Annotated in this window: 26 protein-coding genes; 11 read left to right on the top strand and 15 right to left on the bottom strand. The window is 57.6% G+C overall.

All coding sequences use genetic code 11. The features are described from left to right. Positions 1 to 17: 17 nt before the first annotated feature. Positions 18 to 1,016 (top strand): bile acid:sodium symporter family protein, encoded by a 999-nt coding sequence (locus ACR809_RS07170; RefSeq protein WP_002913439.1) that lies wholly within the window; start codon positions 18 to 20, stop codon positions 1,014 to 1,016. Here ACR809_RS07170 and ACR809_RS07165 read toward each other — a convergent pair. The 3 genes from ACR809_RS07165 to zipA form a co-directional block, all read right to left on the bottom strand. Further along, positions 1,013 to 1,231, bottom strand: a complete 219-nt coding sequence (locus ACR809_RS07165; protein WP_002913440.1) for a DUF3820 family protein — start codon at positions 1,229 to 1,231, stop codon at positions 1,013 to 1,015. The genes ACR809_RS07170 and ACR809_RS07165 overlap by 4 nt on opposite strands. A 1-nt stretch (position 1,232) precedes the next feature. Then, positions 1,233 to 3,248 carry an NAD-dependent DNA ligase LigA gene (gene ligA, locus ACR809_RS07160; protein ID WP_122051153.1) on the bottom strand — a complete coding sequence of 672 codons (2,016 nt, stop codon included), beginning with the start codon at positions 3,246 to 3,248 and terminating at the stop codon, positions 1,233 to 1,235. A gap of 69 nt (positions 3,249 to 3,317) precedes the next feature. Continuing rightward, positions 3,318 to 4,379, bottom strand: coding sequence for a cell division protein ZipA (gene zipA, locus ACR809_RS07155; protein WP_020317234.1), 1,062 nt, complete (start codon positions 4,377 to 4,379; stop codon positions 3,318 to 3,320). A 230-nt stretch (positions 4,380 to 4,609) separates the two neighbouring features. On the opposite strand from zipA, the gene cysZ reads away from it, so the two are divergent. The 5 genes from cysZ (at position 4,610) to crr (ending at position 9,481) form a co-directional block, all read left to right on the top strand. After that, complete coding sequence (gene cysZ, locus ACR809_RS07150; RefSeq protein WP_004174922.1) at positions 4,610 to 5,371, top strand: sulfate transporter CysZ; 762 nt, start codon at positions 4,610 to 4,612, stop codon at positions 5,369 to 5,371. Positions 5,372 to 5,547: 176 nt separating this feature from the next. Continuing rightward, positions 5,548 to 6,519, top strand: a complete 972-nt coding sequence (cysK, locus tag ACR809_RS07145) for a cysteine synthase A (protein ID WP_002913498.1) — start codon at positions 5,548 to 5,550, stop codon at positions 6,517 to 6,519. 380 nt (positions 6,520 to 6,899) lie between these two features. Next, the gene (ptsH, locus tag ACR809_RS07140) at positions 6,900 to 7,157 is read left to right on the top strand and encodes a phosphocarrier protein Hpr (RefSeq protein WP_002913505.1); all 258 of its coding nucleotides are present in this window, start codon (positions 6,900 to 6,902) and stop codon (positions 7,155 to 7,157) included. Between the two features lie 44 nt (positions 7,158 to 7,201). After that, complete coding sequence (gene ptsI, locus ACR809_RS07135; RefSeq protein ID WP_002913506.1) at positions 7,202 to 8,929, top strand: phosphoenolpyruvate-protein phosphotransferase PtsI; 1,728 nt, start codon at positions 7,202 to 7,204, stop codon at positions 8,927 to 8,929. 42 nt (positions 8,930 to 8,971) lie between these two features. Further along, positions 8,972 to 9,481, top strand: a complete 510-nt coding sequence (crr, locus tag ACR809_RS07130) for a PTS glucose transporter subunit IIA (protein ID WP_000522253.1) — start codon at positions 8,972 to 8,974, stop codon at positions 9,479 to 9,481. A gap of 40 nt (positions 9,482 to 9,521) precedes the next feature. Here the strand turns inward: crr and ACR809_RS07125 are convergent, their stop codons facing one another. Further along, positions 9,522 to 9,761: a hypothetical protein gene (locus ACR809_RS07125; RefSeq protein ID WP_002913605.1), complete on the bottom strand. Its 240-nt coding sequence runs from the start codon at positions 9,759 to 9,761 to the stop codon at positions 9,522 to 9,524. After that, positions 9,758 to 10,624, bottom strand: a complete 867-nt coding sequence (gene pdxK, locus ACR809_RS07120) for a pyridoxine/pyridoxal/pyridoxamine kinase (protein ID WP_004174917.1) — start codon at positions 10,622 to 10,624, stop codon at positions 9,758 to 9,760. Before pdxK ends, ACR809_RS07125 begins: the two co-directional genes overlap by 4 nt. Before the next feature lie 82 nt (positions 10,625 to 10,706). Between pdxK and ptsJ the strand changes: the two genes are divergently transcribed. Beyond that, positions 10,707 to 12,005 (top strand): MocR-like B6 salvage transcription factor PtsJ, encoded by a 1,299-nt coding sequence (gene ptsJ, locus ACR809_RS07115; protein ID WP_002913617.1) that lies wholly within the window; start codon positions 10,707 to 10,709, stop codon positions 12,003 to 12,005. Positions 12,006 to 12,145: 140 nt separating this feature from the next. Beyond that, positions 12,146 to 12,541, top strand: a complete 396-nt coding sequence (locus ACR809_RS07110; RefSeq protein ID WP_122051152.1) for a YybH family protein — start codon at positions 12,146 to 12,148, stop codon at positions 12,539 to 12,541. Here the strand turns inward: ACR809_RS07110 and cysM are convergent. The 5 genes from cysM to cysP form a co-directional block, all read right to left on the bottom strand. After that, on the bottom strand, positions 12,538 to 13,449 hold the full coding sequence (gene cysM, locus ACR809_RS07105) for a cysteine synthase CysM (RefSeq protein WP_004145610.1): 912 nt from the start codon (positions 13,447 to 13,449) through the stop codon (positions 12,538 to 12,540). The two genes, ACR809_RS07110 and cysM, sit on opposite strands and share 4 nt — an antisense overlap. 118 nt (positions 13,450 to 13,567) lie before the next feature. Beyond that, positions 13,568 to 14,662: a sulfate/thiosulfate ABC transporter ATP-binding protein CysA gene (gene cysA / locus ACR809_RS07100; protein ID WP_002913623.1), complete on the bottom strand. Its 1,095-nt coding sequence runs from the start codon at positions 14,660 to 14,662 to the stop codon at positions 13,568 to 13,570. Beyond that, entirely contained in the window at positions 14,652 to 15,527 is an 876-nt protein-coding gene (gene cysW / locus ACR809_RS07095) for a sulfate/thiosulfate ABC transporter permease CysW (protein WP_002913625.1), read from the bottom strand. Before cysW ends, cysA begins: the two co-directional genes overlap by 11 nt. Continuing rightward, the gene (cysT, locus tag ACR809_RS07090; protein WP_002913626.1) at positions 15,527 to 16,360 is read right to left on the bottom strand and encodes a sulfate/thiosulfate ABC transporter permease CysT; all 834 of its coding nucleotides are present in this window, start codon (positions 16,358 to 16,360) and stop codon (positions 15,527 to 15,529) included. The genes cysW and cysT overlap by 1 nt, the downstream gene beginning before the upstream one ends. Then, positions 16,360 to 17,376, bottom strand: coding sequence for a thiosulfate/sulfate ABC transporter substrate-binding protein CysP (gene cysP / locus ACR809_RS07085; RefSeq protein ID WP_122051151.1), 1,017 nt, complete (start codon positions 17,374 to 17,376; stop codon positions 16,360 to 16,362). The genes cysT and cysP overlap by 1 nt, the downstream gene beginning before the upstream one ends. A gap of 275 nt (positions 17,377 to 17,651) precedes the next feature. Here cysP and ACR809_RS07080 point away from each other — a divergent pair, with 275 nt between their 5' ends. Then, the gene (locus tag ACR809_RS07080) at positions 17,652 to 17,861 is read left to right on the top strand and encodes a DUF559 domain-containing protein (protein WP_349815817.1); all 210 of its coding nucleotides are present in this window, start codon (positions 17,652 to 17,654) and stop codon (positions 17,859 to 17,861) included. A 154-nt stretch (positions 17,862 to 18,015) separates the two neighbouring features. On the opposite strand, the gene ACR809_RS07075 is transcribed toward ACR809_RS07080, so the two are convergent. The 4 genes from ACR809_RS07075 to ACR809_RS07060 form a co-directional block, all read right to left on the bottom strand. After that, a complete protein-coding gene (locus ACR809_RS07075; protein ID WP_004145614.1) occupies positions 18,016 to 18,915 on the bottom strand; it encodes a Dyp-type peroxidase in 900 nt (299 codons plus the stop codon). Positions 18,916 to 19,009: 94 nt separating this feature from the next. Next, a complete protein-coding gene (locus tag ACR809_RS07070; protein WP_002913630.1) occupies positions 19,010 to 19,585 on the bottom strand; it encodes an RpoE-regulated lipoprotein in 576 nt (191 codons plus the stop codon). 61 nt (positions 19,586 to 19,646) lie between these two features. Beyond that, entirely contained in the window at positions 19,647 to 20,096 is a 450-nt protein-coding gene (locus tag ACR809_RS07065; RefSeq protein WP_002913635.1) for a DUF2919 domain-containing protein, read from the bottom strand. Beyond that, positions 20,083 to 20,508 carry a GNAT family acetyltransferase gene (locus tag ACR809_RS07060; protein WP_002913637.1) on the bottom strand — a complete coding sequence of 142 codons (426 nt, stop codon included), beginning with the start codon at positions 20,506 to 20,508 and terminating at the stop codon, positions 20,083 to 20,085. Before ACR809_RS07060 ends, ACR809_RS07065 begins: the two co-directional genes overlap by 14 nt. A 211-nt stretch (positions 20,509 to 20,719) precedes the next feature. Here ACR809_RS07060 and amiA point away from each other — a divergent pair, with 211 nt between their 5' ends. Continuing rightward, positions 20,720 to 21,592 (top strand): N-acetylmuramoyl-L-alanine amidase AmiA, encoded by an 873-nt coding sequence (gene amiA / locus ACR809_RS07055; RefSeq protein ID WP_002913639.1) that lies wholly within the window; start codon positions 20,720 to 20,722, stop codon positions 21,590 to 21,592. Beyond that, positions 21,592 to 22,491 (top strand): oxygen-dependent coproporphyrinogen oxidase, encoded by a 900-nt coding sequence (gene hemF, locus ACR809_RS07050; protein ID WP_004145617.1) that lies wholly within the window; start codon positions 21,592 to 21,594, stop codon positions 22,489 to 22,491. Before amiA ends, hemF begins: the two co-directional genes overlap by 1 nt. Positions 22,492 to 22,534: 43 nt before the next feature. Here the strand turns inward: hemF and eutR are convergent, their stop codons facing one another. Further along, complete coding sequence (eutR, locus tag ACR809_RS07045) at positions 22,535 to 23,587, bottom strand: HTH-type transcriptional regulator EutR (protein WP_002913642.1); 1,053 nt, start codon at positions 23,585 to 23,587, stop codon at positions 22,535 to 22,537. Between the last annotated feature and the right edge of the window lie 20 nt (positions 23,588 to 23,607).

The raw sequence follows: 23,607 nt of genomic DNA, 5'->3' as shown, positions 1-23,607 counted from the left end.
TCTTTTCAGGAGCGTTTATGAAACTTTTCCGTATTCTCGATCCGTTTACGGCAACGCTAATCACCGTTGTCCTGCTGGCCTCATTCTTCCCGGCCCGTGGCGCTTTCGTCCCCTTCTTTGAACATCTGACCACCGCCGCCATCGCGCTGCTGTTCTTTATGCATGGCGCTAAACTCTCCCGGGAGGCGATTATCGCCGGCGGCAGCCACTGGCGTTTGCATCTATGGGTGATGTGCAGCACCTTTATTCTCTTCCCGCTACTCGGGGTTCTGTTTGCCTGGTGGGCGCCGGTGAATGTCGATCCGATGCTCTACAGCGGCTTTATCTATCTGTGCATTCTGCCGGCCACCGTGCAATCCGCTATCGCCTTTACTTCGCTGGCCGGGGGCAACGTCGCGGCTGCGGTTTGCTCAGCCTCGGCCTCCAGCCTGCTGGGGATCTTTGTTTCCCCGCTACTGGTGGGGGTCCTGATGAACCTTCACGGCGCAGGCGGCAGTCTGGAGCAGGTCGGTAAAATTATGCTGCAGCTGCTGCTGCCTTTCGTGCTCGGTCACTTATCGCGGCCGTGGATTGGCGACTGGGTGGCGAAGCATAAGAAGTGGATTGGTAAGACCGACCAGACCTCGATTCTGCTGGTGGTTTACTCCGCCTTTAGCGAGGCGGTGGTGAATGGCATCTGGCATAAAGTCGGTCTGGGATCGCTGCTGTTTATCGTGGTGGTCAGCCTGGTGCTGCTGGCCATCGTCATCGCGGTCAACGTCTTTGTCGCCCGCCGCTGCGGCTTTAACAAAGCCGATGAGATTACCATCGTTTTCTGCGGTTCGAAAAAGAGCCTGGCCAACGGCATTCCGATGGCCAATATTCTCTTCCCGACCTCCATCCTCGGCATCATGGTGCTGCCGTTGATGATCTTCCACCAAATCCAGCTGATGGTCTGCGCGGTGCTGGCGCGGCGCTACAAGCAGCAAACCGATGCGCGTCTCGCTGAGGAAAAGGCCAACGCGGCCAAAGCCTAACGCGCTTTCTTCAGGGGCTGGACCAGATCGCTCAGCCCCTCAGTTTTAATCAGCAGGGTCAACGCCATCAGCTCGCCAAGATGCCCGGCAGGGAATTGATCCTTACGCGCGAACCACAATAAATACTCTTCCGGGACATCGATTAAGCGACGTCCCTTGTATTTACCGAACGGCATTTCGGTATTGGCTATCTCGACCAGCTGCGCTTTATCCACGTTATTCTCCCAGCAGACGCATCATTTCGGCTTCGTCAATCACCTCGATGCCCAGCTCCTGCGCTTTCGCCAGCTTAGACCCCGCCGCTTCGCCGGCAATCACCAGGTCGGTTTTCTTCGACACGCTGCCTGCCACCTTCGCCCCCAGCGCCACCAGACGCGCTTTGGCGTCATCGCGCGACAGCTGGCTGAGGCTGCCGGTCAGGACCACGGTTTTGCCTGCAAACGGGCTATCAATCTCTTCCGCCTTCACCACCACCGGCGCAGGCCAGCGAACCCCCTCCGCCAGCAGTTGCGCAATGACATCGCGGTTGCTCTCTTCGGCAAAGAAGTTGAAGGTATGTGTAGCGACGACGATGCCGACATCAGGGACTTTCTGTAGCTCCTCAATGGAAGCCTGCTCCAGGGCTTCGAGAGTGCCGAAATGCGCCGCCAGGCCCGCCGCCGTCGCTTCTCCTACCTCGCGAATACCTAAGGCGTAGAGGAAGCGTGCGAAGGTCGTCTCTTTGGCTTTCTCGAGGGCGTTGACTACGTTTTGCGCGGACTTCGGCCCCATCCGATCCAGCCCGGTCAGTTTCCCCGCCGTCAGCCGGAACAGATCCGCCGGGGTATGGACGTACTCTTTCTCCACCAGCTGGTCGATGATCTTGTCGCCCATGCCGTCAACGTCGAGCGCGCGACGGGAGACGAAGTGCTTGAGCGACTCTTTGCGCTGCGCGCCGCAGATCAGGCCGCCCGTACAGCGGGCTACCGCCTCGCCTTCCACCCGTTCAACGTCTGACTGACATACAGGACAGTGGGTCGGGAAGACGACATCCCGGGCATCCGCCGGACGCTCGGAAAGCACCACGTTAACCACCTGCGGGATCACATCGCCTGCCCGGCGAATCACCACCTTGTCGCCGATTTTCAAGCCTAAGCGTTCAATTTCATCGGCATTATGCAGGGTGGCATTGCTCACCAACACGCCGGCAACATGGACCGGCTCCAGACGCGCCACCGGCGTAATCGCCCCGGTGCGGCCCACCTGGAACTCCACGTCCCGGACGAAGGTCATCTGCTCCTGTGCCGGGAACTTAAAGGCCACGGCCCAGCGCGGCGCGCGGGCGACGAAACCCAGCTGTTCCTGCAGCGCCAGCGAATCGACTTTGATCACCACGCCATCAATGTCAAAGCCCAGGTGGGGACGCTCTTCCTCGACTTTACGATAGTAAGTAAGCACTTCCTCGGGGGTGTGGCACAGGGTGACGCGATCGCTCACCGGCAGCCCCCATGCTTTGAACTGCAGCAACCGAGCCGAGTGGCTGGCCGGCAGCTCGCCGCCCTCCAGCACGCCCACGCCGTAGCAGAAGAAAGTAAGCGGTCGCTTCGCAGTGATGCGCGGATCGAGCTGGCGCAGCGAACCCGCTGCCGCATTACGCGGGTTAGCAAACACTTTCCCGCCGGTGCGGCGAGCTTCCTCATTGATTTTTTCAAACCCGGCCTGCGGGAGGAACACTTCCCCACGTACCTCAAGGCGTGCAGGAATATTCTCGCCATGCAGCTTGAGGGGGATGGCGCGAATAGTTCGCACGTTAGAGGTAATATCTTCGCCGGTGGCGCCGTCGCCGCGGGTTGCCGCCTGCACCAACACGCCGTTTTCATAGAGAATGCTCACCGCGAGGCCGTCGAGCTTAAGCTCGCAGCAGTAGGTAAGATGATCTGTGCTTTTCAGGCGATCCTGTACCCGCTTGTTGAAGGCGAGAAAGCTCTCTTCGTCAAACACGTTATCCAGCGACAGCATCGGCACTTCATGGCGGATCTGGCTAAAGGCGGTGAGTGGCGCCGCCCCCACCCTCTGTGTTGGCGAATCCGGGGTAATCAGCTCCGGGTGCTGGCTCTCCAGCTCGCGCAGCTTGCGCATCAGGCGGTCATATTCCGCATCCGGCACTTCCGGCGCGTCCATAACGTGGTACAGATATTCATGATGGCGAAGCGTGGTTCGCAGTTCAGTCAGTTGTTGTTCGATTGGTTCCATATCACACCATCAATGATAAAAAACCCCCGACAGGCGGGGGTTGAGAAAGGATTGAGTTAACGCGGAACGTCAGGCGTTCGCGTCTTTCACTTCGCGAATACGATCCTGGTATTCACGCAGTTTTTGCGGCGTCATCATGCGACGCTGATCGTCAAGCACCACGCCGCCCACTTCGTCAGCGATATACTGCGCAGACTGCAGCATCAGCTTGAAGTTCTGCAGTTCATCGCCGTAGGAAGGGACCTGCATAAAGATAGTCACCCCAGGGGTCATCATATCCGCCATGCTGTCCGGATTGAAGGTTCCCGGTTTCACCATGTTGGCCAGACTGAACAACACCGGACCGCTGCCGTCCGGACTTAGGTGGCGGTGGAAAATATTCATTTCACCAAACTTAAAGCCGGCCTGCTGGATACTGTTGATCAGCACTTCACCGTTAAGCTGGGCGCCATGATGCGCGGCGACGTTCATCACAATGACCGTCTCTTTGCGCTCTTTCGGCTGCGGCGCGGCGGGCTGCTGCGGCTCTACCGGCTGCGGTTCCGCGACGGCGGGCTGCGACGCGGCAACAGGCTGTGGCGCAGGCTGCTGCGGGGCGGCTGGCTGCGGCTGAGCGACGGTCGGCGTCACCGGCTGCGGCGCGACAGGCTGCTGCACAACAGGCTGCGGCTGGTGTTGCGGTTGTACGGGCGGCTGCGCAGGTTGCGGCTGTTGCCAGCCAGGCTGCGGAGCCGCATGCGGCGCAGGCTGTTGCTGCGGTGGAACCGGGGCCTGGCGCGGCGGCTGCGGCGGCTGGCGAACCGGTTCTTCAGGACGCGCAGGCTGCTGCATCTGGCGCTCGTAAGGCGGCTGGTACTGGTGCTGCGGCGCCTGACGAGGGGCTTCATGCTCCCCATGCGCGCCGTGCGGGGCGTGAGTCACCGGATGAACGCGGACTTCTCCTACGCCTTCAACATTATCATCAAAGTCGTCGTTTTCCGACTCATCGTCGCGCGACTTCATACGTTTCAGTGGGCGATCGCGAAACATCGAAGAACGTTCTTTACGGCTGGTCCAGAAACCATGTACCAGTAAAGCGATTATGGCGATCGCGCCAACAATGATTAATATCAGACGCAAATCCTGCATCATTATATTCTCTGTTGTTCTAACACCTTGCCACCACGGCAAACATTTACTCACTAAGAGTATTTGCCGATTACCTCAAGTGCAAGTGCGTCGGTCGCTTTCACCACATAAAGATGAACTAAATCGTGCTTTTTGCTGTTTTTTCGAACATTTCCTAACTGGTTATTGTCTGACGACCCGATAAAATAAGCGAGCATTCACACCGGATGTTAAAAAAGGAGCAATGCCTGGCTATGGTTTCATCATCCGCACCGACCCCGCGCAGCGGCGTTTATTATTTTTCGCAGGGCTGGAAACTCATCGGGCTGCCGGGCATACGGCGTTATGTCTTCCTGCCTTTACTGGTTAACGTGCTGCTGATGGGCGCTGCCTTCTGGTGGCTGTTTACCCGTCTCGGCAGCTGGATCCCCTCGCTGATGAGCCATGTGCCGGACTGGCTGCAGTGGCTAAACTACCTGCTGTGGCCGGTGGTAGTGCTCTCAATCCTGCTGGTGTTTGGCTACTTCTTTTCGACGATCGCCAACTGGATAGCCGCGCCGTTCAGCGGCCTGCTGGCGGAACAGCTGGAAGCGCGCCTGACCGGCGCTACCCCGCCGGACGTCGGCGTCTTTGGCATCATGAAAGATATTCCGCGGATTATGAAGCGTGAGTGGCAGAAGCTGGCCTGGTATCTGCCGCGCGCCATCGTGCTGTTGCTGCTCTACTTTATTCCCGGCGTTGGCCAGACGGTAGCCCCGGTACTCTGGTTCCTGTTCAGCGCATGGATGCTGGCGATTCAATACTGTGATTATCCCTTTGATAATCACAAGGTTCCCTTCAAAACCATGCGCGAAGCGCTGCGCAGTCGCAAAGTGATGAATATGCAGTTTGGGGCGCTCACCAGCCTGTTCACAATGATCCCGGTGTTAAACCTGGTGATCCTTCCGGTGGCTATCTGCGGCGCCACCGCCATGTGGGTCGATTGCTATCGCGATAGACACGCCAGCTGGAAATAGCGGTAACACCTTCACTTGGGGGCGGCAAAGGCCGCTCCCTTATATCGCGCTTATTCCTTCTTGCTTATCATTATTTCCCTTCCGCATATAGATATGCTAAATCCTTACTTCCGCATATTCTTTAAGCGGGTATGCTGATGCCGTACCCCCAAATTTCATACAGTTAAGGACGGGCCATGAGTAAGATTTTTGAAGACAACTCCCTGACTATCGGTCATACGCCGCTGGTACGACTGAACCGCATCGGTAATGGCCGTATCCTGGCAAAGGTAGAATCTCGTAACCCGAGCTTTAGCGTAAAATGCCGTATCGGCGCCAATATGATCTGGGATGCTGAAAAGCGCGGCGTTCTGAAACCTGGCGTGGAACTGGTCGAGCCGACCAGCGGCAACACCGGTATCGCCCTCGCCTACGTGGCGGCGGCCCGCGGCTACAAACTGACGCTAACCATGCCGGAAACCATGAGCATCGAGCGTCGTAAGCTGCTGAAAGCCCTGGGCGCCAACCTGGTGCTGACCGAAGGCGCCAAAGGCATGAAAGGCGCTATCCAGAAAGCGGAAGAGATTGTCGCCAGCAACCCGGAACAATTCCTGCTGCTGCAGCAGTTCAGCAACCCGGCTAACCCGGAAATCCACGAGAAGACTACCGGCCCGGAAATCTGGGAAGATACCGATGGTCAGGTAGATGTGTTTATCTCCGGCGTAGGTACCGGCGGAACGCTGACCGGCGTCAGCCGCTATATCAAAAACACCAAAGGTAAAAAAGATCTGATCACCGTCGCCGTTGAACCGACCGATTCCCCGGTTATCGCCCAGGCGCTGGCGGGGGAAGAGCTCAAGCCGGGTCCGCACAAAATTCAGGGTATCGGCGCCGGCTTCATTCCTGGCAACCTGGATCTGAAGCTGGTCGACAAAGTGATCGGCATTACCAACGAGGAAGCTATCTCCACGGCGCGCCGCCTGATGGAAGAAGAAGGCATCCTGGCGGGTATCTCTTCCGGGGCCGCCGTTGCCGCCGCGCTGAAGCTGCAGGAAGATGAGGCCTTTACCAATAAGAATATTGTGGTTATCCTGCCTTCCTCTGGTGAGCGTTATTTAAGCACCGCGCTGTTCGCCGATCTCTTCACTGAGAAAGAGCTGCAACAGTAGTGCCAGCTTGTAAATAATGTGTAAAAAAGCACCTTTTCGGGTGCTTTTTTGTGGCACACGTCAAAGTTTTACCCCTCCTGGCATTGATTCACCTCGTAGGGTCTGGTATTTAACCAGCACATTTATTTTGATGCGCGAAATTATTCAGAAGAGGATTTCCGCCAGCTGAATCGATTTTATGATTTGGTTCAAGTCTTCCTTTCGCGGCATAATGTTTAATGACGTGCTAGACGTCAATGGCCCGCAGGTCTTCGCAGCGCCAGGCGCTGCCGACGCCAAGGCCGGAAACGTAACGCCGGCGCTAACAATACAGGCTAAAGTCGAGTCGTTAGACTAGACTTTAGGTCCACAACACTAAACCTATAAGTTGGGGAAATATAATGTTCCAGCAAGAAGTTACCATTACCGCTCCGAACGGTCTGCACACCCGCCCTGCTGCTCAGTTTGTTAAAGAAGCTAAAGGCTTCACTTCTGAGATCACTGTAACCTCCAACGGCAAAAGCGCCAGCGCCAAAAGCCTGTTCAAACTGCAGACTCTGGGCCTGACCCAGGGCACCGTAGTGACCCTCTCCGCTGAAGGCGAAGATGAGCAGAAAGCTGTTGAGCATCTGGTTAAACTGATGGCTGAACTCGAGTAAGTTCACGGGTTCTTTTTCATATCAGTCACAAGTAAGGTAGGGTTATGATTTCAGGCATTTTAGCATCCCCGGGTATCGCCTTCGGCAAAGCATTGCTGCTGAAGGAAGATGAAATTGTCATCGACCGGAAGAAAATTTCTGCCGATAAGGTTGATCAGGAAGTCGAACGTTTCCTGAGCGGCCGCGCCAAGGCCTCCGCCCAGCTGGAGGTCATCAAAACCAAAGCTGGTGAAACTTTCGGTGAAGAAAAAGAAGCCATCTTCGAAGGGCATATTATGCTGCTGGAAGATGAGGAGCTTGAGCAGGAAATCATAGCCCTGATTAAAGATAAGCACATGACTGCCGACGCGGCAGCCAATGAAGTTATCGACGGTCAGGCCACTGCCCTGGAAGAGCTGGATGATGAATACCTGAAAGAACGTGCGGCTGACGTACGTGATATCGGTAAGCGCCTGCTGCGCAACATCCTTGGTCTGGCAATCATCGATCTGAGTGCGATTCAGGATGAAGTCATCCTCGTCGCCGCCGATCTGACCCCGTCTGAAACCGCACAGCTGAACCTGAAAAAAGTGCTGGGTTTCATCACCGATGCGGGCGGTCGTACCTCCCACACCTCTATCATGGCGCGTTCCCTGGAATTGCCGGCCATCGTGGGCACCGGCAGCATCACGGCGCAGGTGAAGAACGGCGACTATCTGATTCTCGACGCGGTGAACAACCAGGTTCTGATCAACCCGTCTAACGAGCAAATTGAAGCGCTGCGTAGTCTGCAGGCTCAGGTTGCGGAAGAAAAAGCCGAACTGGCGAAACTGAAAGATCTGCCGGCGATTACCCTCGACGGCCATCAGGTTGAAGTCTGCGCCAACATTGGTACCGTTCGCGATGTCGAAGGTGCTGAGCGCAACGGCGCCGAAGGCGTAGGTCTGTATCGTACCGAATTCCTGTTCATGGACCGTGACGCGCTGCCAACTGAAGAAGAACAGTTTGCGGCTTATAAAGCGGTGGCTGAGGCCTGTGGCTCTCAGGCCGTTATCGTCCGTACCATGGATATCGGCGGCGACAAAGAGCTGCCGTACATGAACTTCCCGAAAGAAGAGAACCCGTTCCTCGGCTGGCGTGCCGTGCGTATTGCGATGGATCGTAAAGAGATCCTGCGCGACCAGGTTCGCGCCATCCTGCGTGCCTCCGCTTTCGGTAAGCTGCGCATTATGTTCCCGATGATCATCTCTGTTGAAGAAGTGCGTGCGCTGAAGAAAGAGATCGAAATCTACAAACAGGAACTGCGTGACGAAGGTAAAGCATTTGACGAATCCATTGAGATCGGCGTGATGGTGGAAACACCGGCTGCGGCGACCATTGCTCGTCATCTGGCCAAAGAAGTTGATTTCTTTAGTATCGGCACCAATGATTTAACGCAATATACTCTGGCAGTTGACCGTGGTAATGATATGATTTCACATCTTTACCAGCCGATGTCACCGTCTGTACTGAATCTGATTAAGCAAGTTATTGATGCTTCTCACGCTGAAGGTAAATGGACTGGCATGTGCGGTGAGCTTGCGGGCGATGAACGTGCTACACTTCTGTTGCTGGGTATGGGGCTGGACGAATTCTCTATGAGCGCCATTTCCATCCCGCGCATCAAGAAGATTATTCGTAATACGAACTTCGAAGATGCGAAAGTATTAGCAGAGCAGGCTCTTGCTCAACCGACAACGGACGAGTTAATGACGCTGGTTAACAAGTTCATTGAAGAAAAAACAATCTGCTAATCCACGAGATGCGCGGCCCAAATTACTGCTTAGGAGAAGATCATGGGTTTGTTTGATAAATTGAAATCTCTGGTTTCTGATGACAAGAAAGACACCGGAACTATTGAGATTGTTGCTCCCCTCTCCGGTGAGATCGTCAACATTGAAGACGTGCCGGATGTGGTTTTTGCGGAAAAAATTGTGGGCGATGGGATTGCCATCAAACCGACTGGCAACAAAATGGTCGCGCCGGTAGACGGTACCATTGGTAAAATTTTCGAAACCAACCACGCGTTCTCTATTGAATCTGATAGCGGCATCGAGCTGTTCGTTCACTTCGGTATTGATACCGTTGAACTGAAAGGCGAAGGCTTCAAGCGCATCGCTGAAGAAGGTCAGCGCGTGAAAGTCGGCGATCCGGTTATCGAATTTGATCTGCCGCTGCTGGAAGAGAAAGCCAAGTCGACTCTGACGCCGGTGGTTATCTCCAACATGGACGAGATCAAAGAGCTGATCAAACTGTCCGGTAGCGTGACCGTGGGTGAAACCCCGGTAATCCGCATCAAGAAGTAATGCTTGCTGCATAAAAATGGCGCCGAAAGGCGCCATTTTTTTATACCGCGCAGGTTACCGGTCGATAGCACTTCTCGCGAGACAAGACGCGCAATCCCTCCGGGGTGCTCTCCAGAATTCGCCGCTCGCTGTCAGCGACCAGCAGTTCGCACTGATATCCACCGGCCAGGCCGAACAGCGACCGCGCCACGCAGGCATCCTCCAGCGCCGCCTCACCTGTCGTATCAAAATGACCAACAATGCGTCCCTGCTGGCGGATCACTAACCGATAGCTTTTCATCTGCTTTGCTCCAGCGGCGGTAGGATCAATTCGTCACAACCCTGGGCGGCAGTCCAGTTCATCACCTCCAGCACGCGCTGGGCAGCAGCCTGCGTCGCTGCCCCCAGCGCCAGGCCGGAAAGCAACCCGCTCACCAGCTCCGCGCAGAACAGATCGCCGGTTCCTTTTAAGTCTGTCTCCACCCGCGGGTGAACCACCACTTCCACTGCATCGGCCGTCACCACCAGCACATTGATCGTCGAATCGGCCTCTCCCGGCGCGCTGGTGATCACCACCCATTTGAGGGTGTCCGACAGCAGGCTTCGCGCCGCGGCGACCGCCTCCTGCCGATCGCGACAGCGCTGGCCGCTCAGCGTCTCCAGTTCGAACAGATTGGGGGTGATCCCTTGCGCCAGCGGCAGCAGGTGCTGACGATAGGCGTCCGGGATCTCAGCCTTGACATAGATGCCGCTGTCGACATCGCCGATGACCGGATCCACCAGAATGCACAACCCGGGATGGCGGGCCCGTACGCGCGTCAGCCACTGCGCCAGGCGTTCGATTTGCACAGCGCTGCCCATATAGCCGGTGGTGACCGCACGCAGTTCGCGCAGCGCGTCGCGCTCCTCCAGCGCCTGCAGATACCCGACAAACCACTCTTCCGGAATAATGCCGCCATAGAACGTCTCATAATGGGGCGTATTACTGAACAGCACCGTCGGCACCGCCAGCACGCGCAGACCATGCTGTTTAATCGCCGGAACCGCGATGCTGTTGCCGACGCTGCCATAGACTACCTGCGACTGCACGGCGACGATATCCACTTCCGACGCCCGGCTTTTGTCGTGAAAGAGCACTGATTGTATATCATCCTGCTGGCCCATCTTTTCTCCCCCCGCTGGACAGCGGGTCACGCACTGATTATGATTCGTCCTATGCTAAATTCCATTTTGTCATAGGTCAATAATGTTAGCCGGAAAAACCGCCAGCGAAATCTTCGATAACATCCGCCATCTGGTGCAGAGCGGCGGGTTGCAGCCCGGAGAGGTTCTGCCGCCGGTACGTGAACTCGCCAGCCAGCTTGCAGTGAATCGCAACACTGTCGCCGCCGCCTATAAACGGCTGGTGACCTCCGGGCTGGCCGTCAGTCAGGGACGCAACGGTACAGCCATTAAAGCGCGGGACACACTGCCGGCGCTGGAGGGAGGTGACCCAACGACCCCGCTGAACGATATCTCCAGCGGCAATCCGGATCCGGCCAGACTGCCTGATTTACCCCGCTATCTGGGCCAGATTGCCCGCACGCCCCGCCTGTATGGCGATGCGCCCATTGAGCCGCGGCTTGGCCAATGGGCCGAGGCGTGGTTTGCCAGAGAGATAGCCGTTCCCTTTGCGGTGAATCTCGCCAGCGGGGCGATAGACGCCCTGGAGCGCCTGCTGTGCGCCCTGCTGCTCCCCGGCGACGGCGTTGTGGTGGAAGATCCCTGTTTTCTCAGCAGCATCAATATGGTGCGTTACGCCGGTTTTACCCCCTGCCCGGTGGCGGTGGATGCCGAAGGGATGGATCCTGACGGCCTGGAGGAGGCGTTACGCAACGGCGCACGGGCGGTGATCTTAACCCCGCGCGCGCATAATCCTACCGGCTGTAGCCTGACGGAAACCCGGGCGCATGCCCTGCGGGAGGTGCTAGCCCGCTATCCGCAGGTACTGGCGATTGTTGATGACCATTTTGCCCTGCTGTCGGCCACGCCATGGCACTCCCCTCTTCCTGCAAGCACCCAACGCTGGGCGCTGGTGCGCTCAATGTCAAAAACCCTCGGACCAGACCTGCGGCTGGCCTTTATCGCCAGCGATGCCGCTACTTCAGCGGCGCTGCGCCTGCGGCTTAACGCCGGCAGCCAGTGGGTCAGCCATCTGCTGCAGGACCTGACGCTGGCCTGCCTGACCGACGAGGCGTTTATCGCCTCGATGACGGAGACTCGTCGTCACTATCGCCAGCAGAATGAGAAACTGGCGGCGGCGCTGGCCCGGCACGGCTTCAGCCATGCTACGCCAGGGGATGGCCTCAATTTCTGGCTGCCGCTGCCAGCGGCGAGCCAGCCCTACGCCTTACGCCTGGCCCGCGCCGGCTGGCTGGTCCGGGAGGGAGAGGTGTTTGGCATCCGTACGCCCTCCCACGGGCTACGCCTGTCGCTGGGTCGTCTGAGTGACGCAGAGATTTCCCGCCTGGCGGCCGATATTGCGCAGGCCTTAGACGCCCCCTGACGCAGGCAGTCCACCGAACGTATCGGGGAGTGATGGCAGCAGCCGACAAATTAATGAAAAATAAACGACAGCAGGCTAGTCTTACCTGCATGCCCTGATCGCCGAGGCGGACAAATCGCTCACAACAAGGAGCACCAGAGATGCATCACCCTGACCTGGCACTGAAAGCGGTCATTGAAGCCTGCGATCGCGCTATCTCGCAGGAAGATTACGATACCCTGATGAGTTATTACGCAGAAGACGCCGCGCTGGTCGTCAAACCGGGCATGGTGGTCAGAGGGAAAGAGAATATCCGCAAAGCCTTTATCGCCATTGCCGACTATTTCCAGCACCGACTGGTGGTGACTCAAGGGAAAATGGAGGTTATTGAAGGCGGCGGCAATGCGCTGGTGATTATGGAGACCCGGCTGGATATCCCGACGGCGGACGGGATATCCCTGGTCACGCGACGCGCCACCTATGTCTTTCAGAAGCAGGGCGAACGCTGGCTGTGCACCGTCGATAACTCCTACGGCACCGACCTGCTTGATGATTAAATGCCCGCCCCCTGGCTAAAGTGTTCTTCGCCGAACACGCCGGTGGAAAGGTAACGATCGCCGCGATCGCAGACGATCGCCACCACCACCGCGCCAGGATTTTCGCGGGCTATGCGTAACGCGCCCGCTACCGCGCCGCCCGAACTGACGCCGCAGAAAATGCCTTCCCGCACCGCCAGCTGACGCATGGTGTTCTCGGCATCCTGCTGATGAATATCCAGCACCGTATCCACCAGCGAAGCGTTAAAGATCCCCGGCATATACTCTGCCGGCCAGCGGCGGATCCCGGGAATACTGCTCCCCTCCTCCGGCTGCAGGCCAACAATGGTCACCGGTTTACTCTGTTCACGCAGAAAACGTGACACGCCGGTAATGGTGCCGGTGGTCCCCATACTGGAGACAAAGTGGGTGATACGCCCCGCGGTCTGCTGCCAGATTTCCGGCCCGGTGGTGGTGTAGTGGGCGTAGGGGTTATCCGGGTTGTTAAACTGATCGAGCAGTTTGCCTTCTCCGCGCTGGGCCATCTCCAGAGCCAGGTCGCGGGCACCCTCCATCCCTTGCTCTTTGCTGACCAGGATAAGCTCGGCGCCGTAAGCGCGCATCGCGGCCCGACGCTCCTGGCTCATGTTGTCGGGCATCAGCAGCTTCATCCGGTAGCCTTTCAGCGCGGCGATCATCGCCAGCGCAATACCGGTGTTGCCGCTGGTCGCTTCGATCAGCACGTCGCCGGGCTGAATTTCGCCGCGCTTTTCCGCTTCGACGATCATCGACAGCGCGGCGCGATCTTTCACCGAGCCGGCCGGATTATTGCCTTCGAGTTTGACCCACACTTCGCTGCCGTTGTCCGGTCCCAGACGCTGAAGTTTGACCAGTGGGGTATTGCCGATGGTTTGTTCGAGTGTATTCACGATTTTTACTCAATAAAAAAGCCGGGCGGCGCTTCGCTTACCCGGCCTGGCAGACGCGTGATAATTCCAGACCGGGTAAGCAGAGCCTCACCCGGCAAAAGCACATTGATTTAAGCTATCAGGCCGACTCCGCCAGAGCAAGCTCGCCGCGCGGCTCGATACGCTCGGTACCGTTGTACAACCGCGCGTTTTGCAGCCCGACGAACAGCCGTTCGCCGCGGGACGGCGCCTCATCGCCCGTTAACACCACGCTCAGCGGTTCGTCATACCACCCCAGAGGCTGGACGACTAATTGGGTGTAGTGCCCTTTCGGACTGGCCTCCAGGACCTGCACCGGCAGCGGCGAATCCAGGCTGGTCCGCCGGCTGATGTCCACTTCCCATGGGCGCAGGAACAGGTCCACTGGCCCCTGGTATGCCGGGGTATAGCCTAACGGCCAGCGGTGGGCGCCGACGTGGAACTGTCCACCGCGGATGACCCCCTGCAGGCGGTTCACTTCCCCCATAAACTCCAGCACGAAACGGGTAGACGGCTCACGCCATACGCGCTCCGGGGCATCGGCCTGTTCGATGTTGCCCTGGCTCATGACCACCACCCGGTCGGCAACTTCCATCGCCTCTTCCTGATCGTGGGTGACGAACACGCTGGTGAATTTCAGCTCTTCATGCAGCTGACGCAGCCAGCGGCGCAGCTCTTTACGCACCTGCGCATCCAGCGCACCGAAAGGTTCATCCAGCAGCAAAATTTGCGGCTCCACCGCCAGGGCGCGCGCCAGCGCCACGCGCTGCTTCTGGCCTCCGGACAGCTGCGCCGGATAGCGATCCGCCAGATGGGCCAGCTGCACCATCTCCAGCAGTTTGGTCACCTTGGCTTTAATCGCCGCCGCATTGGGGCGTTCGCGGCGCGGCAGCACGGTCAGGCCAAAGGCGATGTTATCGAACACCGTCATATGGCGGAACAGCGCATAGTGCTGGAAAACGAAGCCCACTTTACGGTCGCGAGCGTGCATCCGACTGACGTCGGTACCGTGGAAGCGGATATGACCGCTGGTCTGATGCTCCAGACCGGCGATAATTCGCAGCAGGGTGGTTTTTCCGGAGCCCGAGGGCCCCAGCAGCGCAACCATTTGTCCGGAAGGGATATCCAACGAGATATCATTCAGCACCTGGGTGCGACCAAACGATTTCTTAATATTGGCAATCTCAATGCTCATGATTTCCCTCCTGTTGCGCGCGTTCTTTCTGATTGGCCAGACGCCATTGCAACATACTCTTTAAAAACAGGGTCAGAATAGCCATTAACGTCAGCAGGGCGGCGGCGGTAAACGAGCCGACGGTGTTGTAATCCTGCTCCAGTAGTTCAATTTGCAGCGGCAGCGACAGCGTTTCGCCGCGGATCGAGCCGGAAACCACCGACACCGCGCCAAATTCGCCGATGGCGCGGGCGTTGGTCAGCACCACGCCGTACAGCAGCGCCCAGCGAATATTGGGCAACGTCACCCGGCGGAACATCTGCCAGCCGGACGCGCCCAGCAGCACCGCGGCCTCATCTTCATGACTGCCCTGACTCATCATCACCGGCACCAGCTCACGCACCACAAACGGACAGGTAACAAAGATGGTCGCCAGCACCATGCCTGGCCAGGCGAACATGATTTGCAGATTATGCGCGTCAAGCCAGCCGCCCAGCGGACCGTTAGAGCCGTAAAACAGCAGATACACCAGACCGGCCACCACCGGCGAGACGGCGAACGGGATATCCAGCAACGTCAGCAGCAGCTGGCGCCCCGGAAAGGTAAAACGTGTCACCAGCCAGGCCAGCAAGGTACCGAACACCAGGTTCACCGGTACGGTAATCAACGCAATCATCACCGTCAGCCAGATGGCATGCAGCATGTCCGGGTTCGCCAGGTTTTCCAGCACCGGCATCAATCCTTTGCTGAAGGCCTGGATAAAGATGTAGAGCATCGGCACCACAAGGATGAAGGCGGAGACCAGCATCCCGACGCCAATCAGAAACCATTTTCCCCAGTTGATACGGGGCGCGTCGTAGCGTTTCAATTGAGTAACTTCCGCCATTAGTGACCTACCACGCGTCGACCAAAGCGACTCTGCAGGGTATTGATGGAAAACAGCAGCAGCAGTGAGGCGGCCAGGATCACCGAGGCGATGGCGCTCGCCGCCGGATAGTCAAACTCCTGCAGACGAATAAAGATCATCAGCGACGTTACTTCCGTCTTCCACGCGATGTTGCCGGCGATAAAAATCACCGCGCCGAATTCGCCGAGGCTGCGGGTAAACGACAGAGCAATGCCCGCCAGCAGCGCCGGCGACAGCTCCGGCAGCACCACCTTGCGGAAACTCTGCCAGCGCGTGGCGCCCAGCGTTTCCGCCGCTTCCTCATACTCGGGCCCCAACTCTTCCAGCACCGGCTGCACGGTGCGTACCACAAACGGGATGCTGGTGAAGGCCATCGCCACGGCGATGCCGAGCCAGGTATAGGTGACTTTAATATCGAACTTCGCCAGCCATTCCCCGTAAATACCGTTCACCGAAAACAGCGAGGCCAGGGTCAGACCGGCTACCGCCGTCGGCAGCGCAAATGGCAGGTCCATTAAGGCATCCAGCAGCGTGCGGCCCGGAAAACGATAGCGGGTCAGGATCCAGGCCATCAGCAGACCAAAGACGCCGTTAAAAATCGAGGCCACAAACGCCGACAGCAGCGTCACCTTATAGGCGGCCACCACCTGCGGGTTGGTGATCACATCCCAGTACTGCGCCCAACTCATCTGCGCCAGCTGCATCACCAACGCGCTGAGCGGTAATAACAAAATCAGACAGACAAACAGCAGGCTGGTGCCAAGGCTCAGGGTAAAGCCCGGCAGCACGCGCTTGGACGACACAGCAAACATTACTTACGCCCCGCCGCCAGCAGTTTGTCCAGTTCGCCGCCGCTGGCGAAATGGGTTTTCATCACCTCAGGCCAGGAGCCAAACTTATCTTCCACGCGGAACAGCTCGGTCTGCGGGAATTTATCCTTCAGAGCATCCATCACTTTCGGGTTGTTTACCCGATAGTAGTAGTCGGTAATGATAGTTTGCGCCTGTGGCGTATAGAGCCAGTTCAGGTAGGCTTTCGCCGCCTTTTCCGTGCCATTGGCTTTGACGTTTTTATCGACCCAGGCTACCGGGAACTCCGCCAGAATGTTGGTTTTCGGGATAACCACTTCAAATCCCTGCGCCTCATACTGCTTGCGAATATTGTTCACTTCCGATTCGAAGCTAATCAGCACATCGCCGAGGCCGCGCTCGGCGAAGGTGGTGGTCGCTCCGCGCCCGCCGGTGTCAAAGACTTCGACGTTCTTGAGAAACTGAGTCATAAACTGTTCGGTTTTAGCTTTATCGCCGCCATCGGCTTTATCCGCCGCGCCCCATGCCGCCAGGTAGGTGTATCGGGCGTTACCCGAGGTTTTCGGGTTCGGGAAGATCAGCTTGACGTCAGAGCGAACCAGATCGTTCCAGTCATGAATGTTTTTCGGATTGCCTTTACGCACCAGGAAACCCATCGTCGAATAGAACGGTGAGCTGTTATTCGGCAGACGGCTTTGCCAGTCGGCCGGGATCAGGTTGCCTTTGTCATGCAGGATCTGCACGTCCGTCACCTGGTTGTAGGTGACCACGTCCGCCTTCAGGCCCTGCAAAATAGCCAGTGCCTGCTTGGATGAACCGGCATGCGACTGCTTGATGGTCAGCTTGTCCCCGCCATTGTCTTTCGCCCACTGCTGCTCAAAAGGCGGGTTAAGGGCGGCAAACAGCTCGCGGGAGACATCATAGGAGCTGTTCAGCAGCTCCGTCGCCTGCGCCTGCGCCATCAGCAGCATGGAAGCCGCCAGCGCCAGATATCCTTTTTTCAGTGATTTAACGGCCATTGCGCACCCTTATCAACGTTGAACATTTTCTGATGATCATCATATTTATAACGGGTACGAAAGGAGTAACGGTTTTATATACCGTTTGGCGATTTGGAAGTCGAAAAGGGAATAAGCAACTGGCAAAGCTTAGCTGAAAGCGGCTCGCAGATTAGACGGGTCATTGTGACAAACGGCAGCCAGGCGTGCACTGTGTTTATATGAAAAACACACAGATATTTGCTCGTCAGCTCAGACGTAGCTTAACGCCCGCAGAACGTCGACCAGGGTACTGACTGCGCAACCGCCGTTTTGCTAGCGACACGTTTCGCCGTCAGCACCCCGTTGGCCCCTATATTCTCGATTTCGCCTGCTGCGCAATACGGCTGGCGATTGAACTGGACGGCGGCCAACACGATGACGCCGCACCCGCTGGCAACAGAGCGAGGGATGGCGAGTTTTACGCTTCTGGAATATTGAGTTTGAAGAGCATGGTGATGCGGTGATGGAGGGGATACTTGAAGCGCCTGAGTCGCCGATGCCCTCACCCCTCCCCTCTGACTGAGGGAGAGGGAGTAAAAGAATCCGCACGCAGATCCCATAGCCGCACCTTACCGTCCCCTCTCCCATTTGGGGAGAGGGTTAGGGTGAGGGGAAAAATTACAGCGCCTGGATACGCTCCAGCGACGGCGCGAAGTAATACCCGCCGGTCACCGGTTTGGTGAAGCGCAGCATCGCGTCGCGTTTACCGTCGGTATCGCCAAACATGCTCAGCAGCTGCTGCTCGATGTTATACAGGCGCGCGCAGTAGGCGCAGAAATAGAGGCCATGGGTGCCGCTGGCGGTGCCGTACGGCAGGCTCTGACGGACGATTTTCAGCCCTTTGCCATCTTCTTTTAAGTCCACGCGGCTCAGGTGCGACGTGACCGGACGTTCATCGCCATCGATCTCTTCGTTAGCGTCTTTAGTACGGCCGATCATCATCTCCTGATCCGGCACGCTCATGCGGTTCAGCTGTTTGAGATTATGCTCCCAGCGCTGGACGAACACGTAGCTGCCGCCCGCATCCACGCCGTCTTTAATGACCGCCACTTCGCGGCGGGTTTCTTCCCCCGCCGGGTTTTCGGTGCCATCGACGAAGCCGCTGAGGTCACGCTCTTCCACCCAGCGGAAGCCGTGGATCTCTTCTTTCACGTCGATAGCGTCACCAAAGGCGGCCAGCGCGGCCTGCGCCACCGAGAAGTTAACTTCATGACGGGCGGATAAAATATGAATCAGCAGGTCATACTGGGTGGACGGCGCCAGCCCTTTGCCATAGACCGGGAAATCTTTTAACTCATCCGCCCCTTCGCCGCCGCTCAGCTGACGCCAGACGTTATTGCCGAACGCCACCACCGCACCGAGTTTGGCGTCGGGGAATTTAGCCTGGAAGGTGGCCACGTTATCGACAAAAATTTTGCTCGCTTCGCGCAGGGCGTTAACGTCCCCTTTGAGATTGGCTTCAATCCAAATCGCCGCGCGGCAATGTTCCGGCAAAATGCCGCTCTGAACCTGAGACATCGCTCCTCCTGAAATGATGCAACCACAACGCTGTCGCGTTGCTAACGCGCCATTGTAACCGTTTTTCAGAGCTGTCGTGTCTCTTCAGATCAATTTAGCGACGCCAGATAATCTTGCTGACCTTCCAGTTTTTCAGCGTATCGTCGGAGGGCATCAGCTCGTCCGGACCGCTCCAGTGGCCAGTGAAGGCATAGCTGATATGCTGGCTCCCCTCGGCCTGACACTCGACGACCGCCCCGTTGTCATGGCTGCCTTTCTGGCAGTTGCCGAAGGCTTTGCTGTACAGGTCGCTAAACGGTGTGCCGATTTTCACGCCGCTGGCGGTTTTGATATCCGCATCACGCACGTCAATCCGGCTGATAGCACCGTTGTCGCCATTGATGGTCAGCGCCACGCTGTTGTTTTTCAGCGCTTCAAAGTAGTGGACGATATTGCCCTTATCGGTCTTCATTCCGCTGCGTAAACGGTAGTCGCTGCCCAGCGCATCGCTAATCGCCTGTTCATTGAGCGGCGTGGAGGCCGTCAGTTTACCCACTCCCTGCTCGGTCACCTCGGTGGAAGCGCCAAACCAGTTCCACGGATAGGCCGCCGACCAGTTGACTGCGCTCATCGTGGAGCAGCCGGTCAGCGCCAGCGGAAGCGCACAGAGCATTACACGTAGCGATTTCATATCTCAATCCTTTCTGAGTCATTCAACGCATGTTGGAGTTCACGATCGGCAAAAAGTGCCATTAAAAGGTGGTCTGGTGAAAACAGGCGCCCAGGCGACGGCTGGTTAACAGCCACCACAGGGCATAGCCATCCGCGACCAGCAGCGCAATGGTCAACGAGGAGGGAGATTCGCCGCTCAGCCATAGCATCGGCTGCCACAGCAACAGCAGCACTTGCGATAGCACCAGCAGCCAGCGCATCGCCCGCCACAGGCGCGGCAGGCGCTGACGATAGCCGCTAAGCAGAAAGGCCAGCACCGCCGGCACGCCTGGCAGTAAACCAAGCCAGAAGCGCTCGTGATCGGGATAGAACAGATTAAGAATCGCGTCGCCCTGCTGGCGCGATGCGCCGGCCATCAAAAACAGCACCCACGTGCGGGCCTGCAACAACAGCACGCACCAGAAAAGCAAAGGCAGGCGCAGACGGCCATGGGCATCAAAATCGGCGGGGATAAACTCAGTATTCTTCATCTTCGATCAGGCGCTTGCCCAGGGTCAGGACATCGGCGTACTCATAGCCCAACCGCTCGTACATTCCCTGCACCACGTCGTTGTCTTCACGGACCATAATGTTGATTTTCGGGCAGCCGCGGGCAATCAGCTTTTTCTCCAGACGGTTGAGCAGCGCGTTCGCGATACCCCGGCCGCGATATTCCGGATGGACGCCGAGATAATAGGCCGATCCGCGATGACCGTCATATCCGCCCATCACTGTGCCGACCACTTCGCCATTCACTTCCGCCACCAGAAACAGGCTGACGTCGTGATTCAGCTTGCGCTCAATATCCATCTCCGGATCGTTCCACGGGCGCAGCAGATCGCAGCGCTCCCACAGCGTCACAACCTCTTCGAAATCCTGCTGGCGAAAAACGCGAATCTCCATGGTATTCCCCACCATTGACGGTTAAAAACAGTGATTATGGCGCGAATATAACTGATAGCCAATATCAGGCGAAATCAGCGACAAAAAATGGCATAATATGACTTTGTCATGTATTGAAATGAAAAGTAAAACAATTCTTATTTTGAATGGTCGTAACGGCAAACGCGATACGATATAACATTGGACATCACTTGTTTACAATTCAGGCCGAATGAGCACTTTTAAACCCTTAAAAATACTTGCTTCGCGCCGTCAGGTGCTGAAAGCCGGGCTGGCTGCGATGACGCTGAGCGGCGTCGCCTCACAGGTCAGCGCAAAAGAACAGCCACTGAAAACGTCAAATGGACATAGCAAACCCGCCGCCAAAAAGGCCGGGGGTCGCCGGATTGTAATGTTAGATCCGGGCCACGGCGGCATCGATACCGGCGCTATCGGCCATAACGGCTCGAAAGAGAAGCATGTGGTGTTGGCGATCGCTAAGAACGTGCGCAGCATTTTGCGCAGCAACGGCATCGACGCCCGCCTGACCCGCACCGGCGATACCTTTATCCCGCTGTACGACCGCGTGGAGATCGCCCATCAGCACGGCGCCGATCTGTTTATGTCAATCCACGCCGATGGTTTTACCAACCCGAGCGCCGCCGGCGCCTCGGTGTTCGCCCTGTCAAACCGCGGCGCCAGTAGCGCCATGGCGAAATACCTCTCCGATCGCGAAAACCGCGCCGATGAGGTCGCCGGTAAGAAAGCGACGGATAAAGACCATCTGCTGCAGCAGGTACTGTTCGATCTGGTGCAGACCGACACCATCAAAAACAGCCTGACGCTGGGCTCGCATATCCTGAAAAAGATCAAGCCGGTACATAAGCTGCACAGCCGCAATACCGAGCAGGCGGCGTTCGTGGTGCTGAAGTCACCATCCATACCGTCCGTGCTGGTGGAAACCTCGTTTATCACCAACCCGAACGAGGAGAAACTGCTCGGCACCACCGCCTTCCGGCAGAAAATCGCCACCGCGATTGCCAACGGCATTATCAGCTATTTCCACTGGTTCGATAACCAGAAAGCCCATTCGAAGAGACGTTAATGAAACCCGATGCCGCGCAGGTAAAAACTTTTCTGCTTCAGCTCCAGGACAGCCTCTGTCAGCAGCTGAGCGCCGTGGATGGCGCGCCGTTTATTGAAGATGCCTGGCAGCGGGAAGGCGGTGGCGGCGGACGCAGCCGGGTGCTGCGCGAAGGCCGGGTGTTCGAGCAGGCGGGGGTCAACTTTTCCCACGTCCATGGCGACGCCATGCCTGCCTCCGCCACCGCGCACCGCCCGGAGCTGGCCGGACGCAGTTTTGAAGCCATGGGCGTCTCGCTGGTGGTTCATCCGCTGAACCCCTACGTGCCCACCAGCCATGCCAACGTGCGGTTCTTTATTGCCGAAAAGCCTGGCGCCGACCCGGTGTGGTGGTTCGGCGGCGGCTTTGATTTAACCCCTTACTACGGCTTTGAAGAGGATGCCGTCCACTGGCATCGTACCGCCCGCGATCTGTGTCTGCCGTTCGGCGAGGAAGTCTATCCGCGCTATAAAAAATGGTGTGATGATTACTTCTATCTCAAGCACCGCCAGGAGCAGCGCGGCATCGGCGGCCTGTTCTTTGACGACCTGAACACCCCGGATTTTGACCACTGCTTCGCCTTTATGCAGGCGGTCGGGAACGGCTATGCTGACGCCTATTTACCTATCGTCGAACGCCGGAAAGCCACGCCGTACGGCGAACGCGAGCGCCACTTTCAACTCTACCGTCGCGGCCGCTATGTCGAGTTCAATCTGGTCTGGGACCGCGGCACCCTGTTCGGCCTGCAGACCGGCGGGCGTACGGAGTCGATTCTGATGTCGATGCCACCGCTGGTGCGCTGGGAATATGATTATCAGCCCGAGCCCGGCAGCCCCGAGGCGGCGCTGAGCGAGTTTATTCAGGTGCGCGACTGGCTGTAACGGCCGGATGGCGGCTGGCCACCCGGTAGCGGAGTCTCTTCCCTCACACCCACTGGCGCAGGCGATGGTGCAGCGTCATCGACGGTTTCTCAGCAAACAGCTGCTGATAGTCGGTGGCGAACTGCCCCAAATGCCAGAATCCCCACTGCATGGCCGCCTCCTTGACCGTCTCGCGCTCTGACCAGGGGCTTATCAGCTCCCGACGCACGGCGTTCAGGCGGATCCGTTTGAGCCAGGCGTTAGGACCAATCCCCAGTATCGCATGGAAGGCGTTTTGCAAGGTGCGACGGCTGACGTACAGCTGCTGGCACAGATCGAGAACGGTTAACGGCTCCGCGCTGTTTTCCAGCACATATTCGCGCGCCTGCGCCAGCAGGCGGCGGTAGCTCTGGTGGCTGACGCTCTCTGCACTTACCATCGGCTGCGCTTCTTCCAGCATCGTGCCCATCGCCAGCAACAGATTATCCCGCAGGACTTTACGCACGGCCGGCTGATGAAGGGTATCCGGATGCTCGCTAAAGGTGGCCAGCGCCTGCTGGACAAACCCCCACAGCGCGGCCTTATGCGGCTCGCGGACCGCCAGCGCTGACTGGTTGCGTAGCATATGTAGCACCCGTTCCGGGTGGTGCAGGAAACTGGCGTGACGCGCAATCACCTCCTGCGAAATCACTACCCCGAGAATGGTGTAATCATCCGGCGTGCTGAGCTCGAACTCCGTACCGCCGGGACGGGTGGCGATTTCTGCCCGGCCCAGACACTGCGAGCCGATAAAACCTTGTTCTCCCCGGGTCGCCGGAATGCCAAACCAGAAGGAGTTCGGCCAGACCAGGCAGGACTGGCGCAGCGCCAGCCCGGTATATTCGCGGAAGACCTGGATCTCATCGAGCAGGATTTCGGTAAACTCGCCGCGAAACTGCCCCGGATGCAGCTGATCGTAGATCTGTTGCCAGGCGGTAATGGTCAGGGCGTGCTCATACACATCGGTTGTGTGTCGTTGATGAATATTGTCAATTTCAACCTGAGGCGTCAGCCTGGTGTCTTCCGGCAACGCCTCGCAACAGAGATGGTGCAAATTTGCAGAACGACGCTTTTTCATAATCGTTAAAGCCGGGGGCA

The sequence above is a fragment of the Klebsiella sp. CD33 genome, from assembly GCF_051992865.1.
Lineage (GTDB): Bacteria > Pseudomonadota > Gammaproteobacteria > Enterobacterales > Enterobacteriaceae > Klebsiella > Klebsiella pneumoniae.
This window is presented reverse-complemented; position numbering and strand designations above follow the sequence as displayed.

What these genes read in the sequence shown, in the direction of transcription:
- ACR809_RS07170 (WP_002913439.1), top strand. Translation starts at nt 18, where the DNA reads ATGAAACTTTTCCGTATTCTCGATCCGTTTACGGCAACGCTAATCACC.
- ligA (WP_122051153.1), bottom strand. Translation starts at nt 3,248, where the DNA reads ATGGAACCAATCGAACAACAACTGACTGAACTGCGAACCACGCTTCGC.
- zipA (WP_020317234.1), bottom strand. Translation starts at nt 4,379, where the DNA reads ATGATGCAGGATTTGCGTCTGATATTAATCATTGTTGGCGCGATCGCC.
- cysZ (WP_004174922.1), top strand. Translation starts at nt 4,610, where the DNA reads ATGGTTTCATCATCCGCACCGACCCCGCGCAGCGGCGTTTATTATTTT.
- cysK (WP_002913498.1), top strand. Translation starts at nt 5,548, where the DNA reads ATGAGTAAGATTTTTGAAGACAACTCCCTGACTATCGGTCATACGCCG.
- ptsH (WP_002913505.1), top strand. Translation starts at nt 6,900, where the DNA reads ATGTTCCAGCAAGAAGTTACCATTACCGCTCCGAACGGTCTGCACACC.
- ptsI (WP_002913506.1), top strand. Translation starts at nt 7,202, where the DNA reads ATGATTTCAGGCATTTTAGCATCCCCGGGTATCGCCTTCGGCAAAGCA.
- crr (WP_000522253.1), top strand. Translation starts at nt 8,972, where the DNA reads ATGGGTTTGTTTGATAAATTGAAATCTCTGGTTTCTGATGACAAGAAA.
- ACR809_RS07125 (WP_002913605.1), bottom strand. Translation starts at nt 9,761, where the DNA reads ATGAAAAGCTATCGGTTAGTGATCCGCCAGCAGGGACGCATTGTTGGT.
- pdxK (WP_004174917.1), bottom strand. Translation starts at nt 10,624, where the DNA reads ATGGGCCAGCAGGATGATATACAATCAGTGCTCTTTCACGACAAAAGC.
- ptsJ (WP_002913617.1), top strand. Translation starts at nt 10,707, where the DNA reads ATGTTAGCCGGAAAAACCGCCAGCGAAATCTTCGATAACATCCGCCAT.
- ACR809_RS07110 (WP_122051152.1), top strand. Translation starts at nt 12,146, where the DNA reads ATGCATCACCCTGACCTGGCACTGAAAGCGGTCATTGAAGCCTGCGAT.
- cysA (WP_002913623.1), bottom strand. Translation starts at nt 14,662, where the DNA reads ATGAGCATTGAGATTGCCAATATTAAGAAATCGTTTGGTCGCACCCAG.
- cysW (WP_002913625.1), bottom strand. Translation starts at nt 15,527, where the DNA reads ATGGCGGAAGTTACTCAATTGAAACGCTACGACGCGCCCCGTATCAAC.
- cysT (WP_002913626.1), bottom strand. Translation starts at nt 16,360, where the DNA reads ATGTTTGCTGTGTCGTCCAAGCGCGTGCTGCCGGGCTTTACCCTGAGC.
- cysP (WP_122051151.1), bottom strand. Translation starts at nt 17,376, where the DNA reads ATGGCCGTTAAATCACTGAAAAAAGGATATCTGGCGCTGGCGGCTTCC.
- ACR809_RS07075 (WP_004145614.1), bottom strand. Translation starts at nt 18,915, where the DNA reads ATGTCTCAGGTTCAGAGCGGCATTTTGCCGGAACATTGCCGCGCGGCG.
- ACR809_RS07070 (WP_002913630.1), bottom strand. Translation starts at nt 19,585, where the DNA reads ATGAAATCGCTACGTGTAATGCTCTGTGCGCTTCCGCTGGCGCTGACC.
- ACR809_RS07065 (WP_002913635.1), bottom strand. Translation starts at nt 20,096, where the DNA reads ATGAAGAATACTGAGTTTATCCCCGCCGATTTTGATGCCCATGGCCGT.
- ACR809_RS07060 (WP_002913637.1), bottom strand. Translation starts at nt 20,508, where the DNA reads ATGGAGATTCGCGTTTTTCGCCAGCAGGATTTCGAAGAGGTTGTGACG.
- amiA (WP_002913639.1), top strand. Translation starts at nt 20,720, where the DNA reads ATGAGCACTTTTAAACCCTTAAAAATACTTGCTTCGCGCCGTCAGGTG.
- hemF (WP_004145617.1), top strand. Translation starts at nt 21,592, where the DNA reads ATGAAACCCGATGCCGCGCAGGTAAAAACTTTTCTGCTTCAGCTCCAG.
- eutR (WP_002913642.1), bottom strand. Translation starts at nt 23,587, where the DNA reads ATGAAAAAGCGTCGTTCTGCAAATTTGCACCATCTCTGTTGCGAGGCG.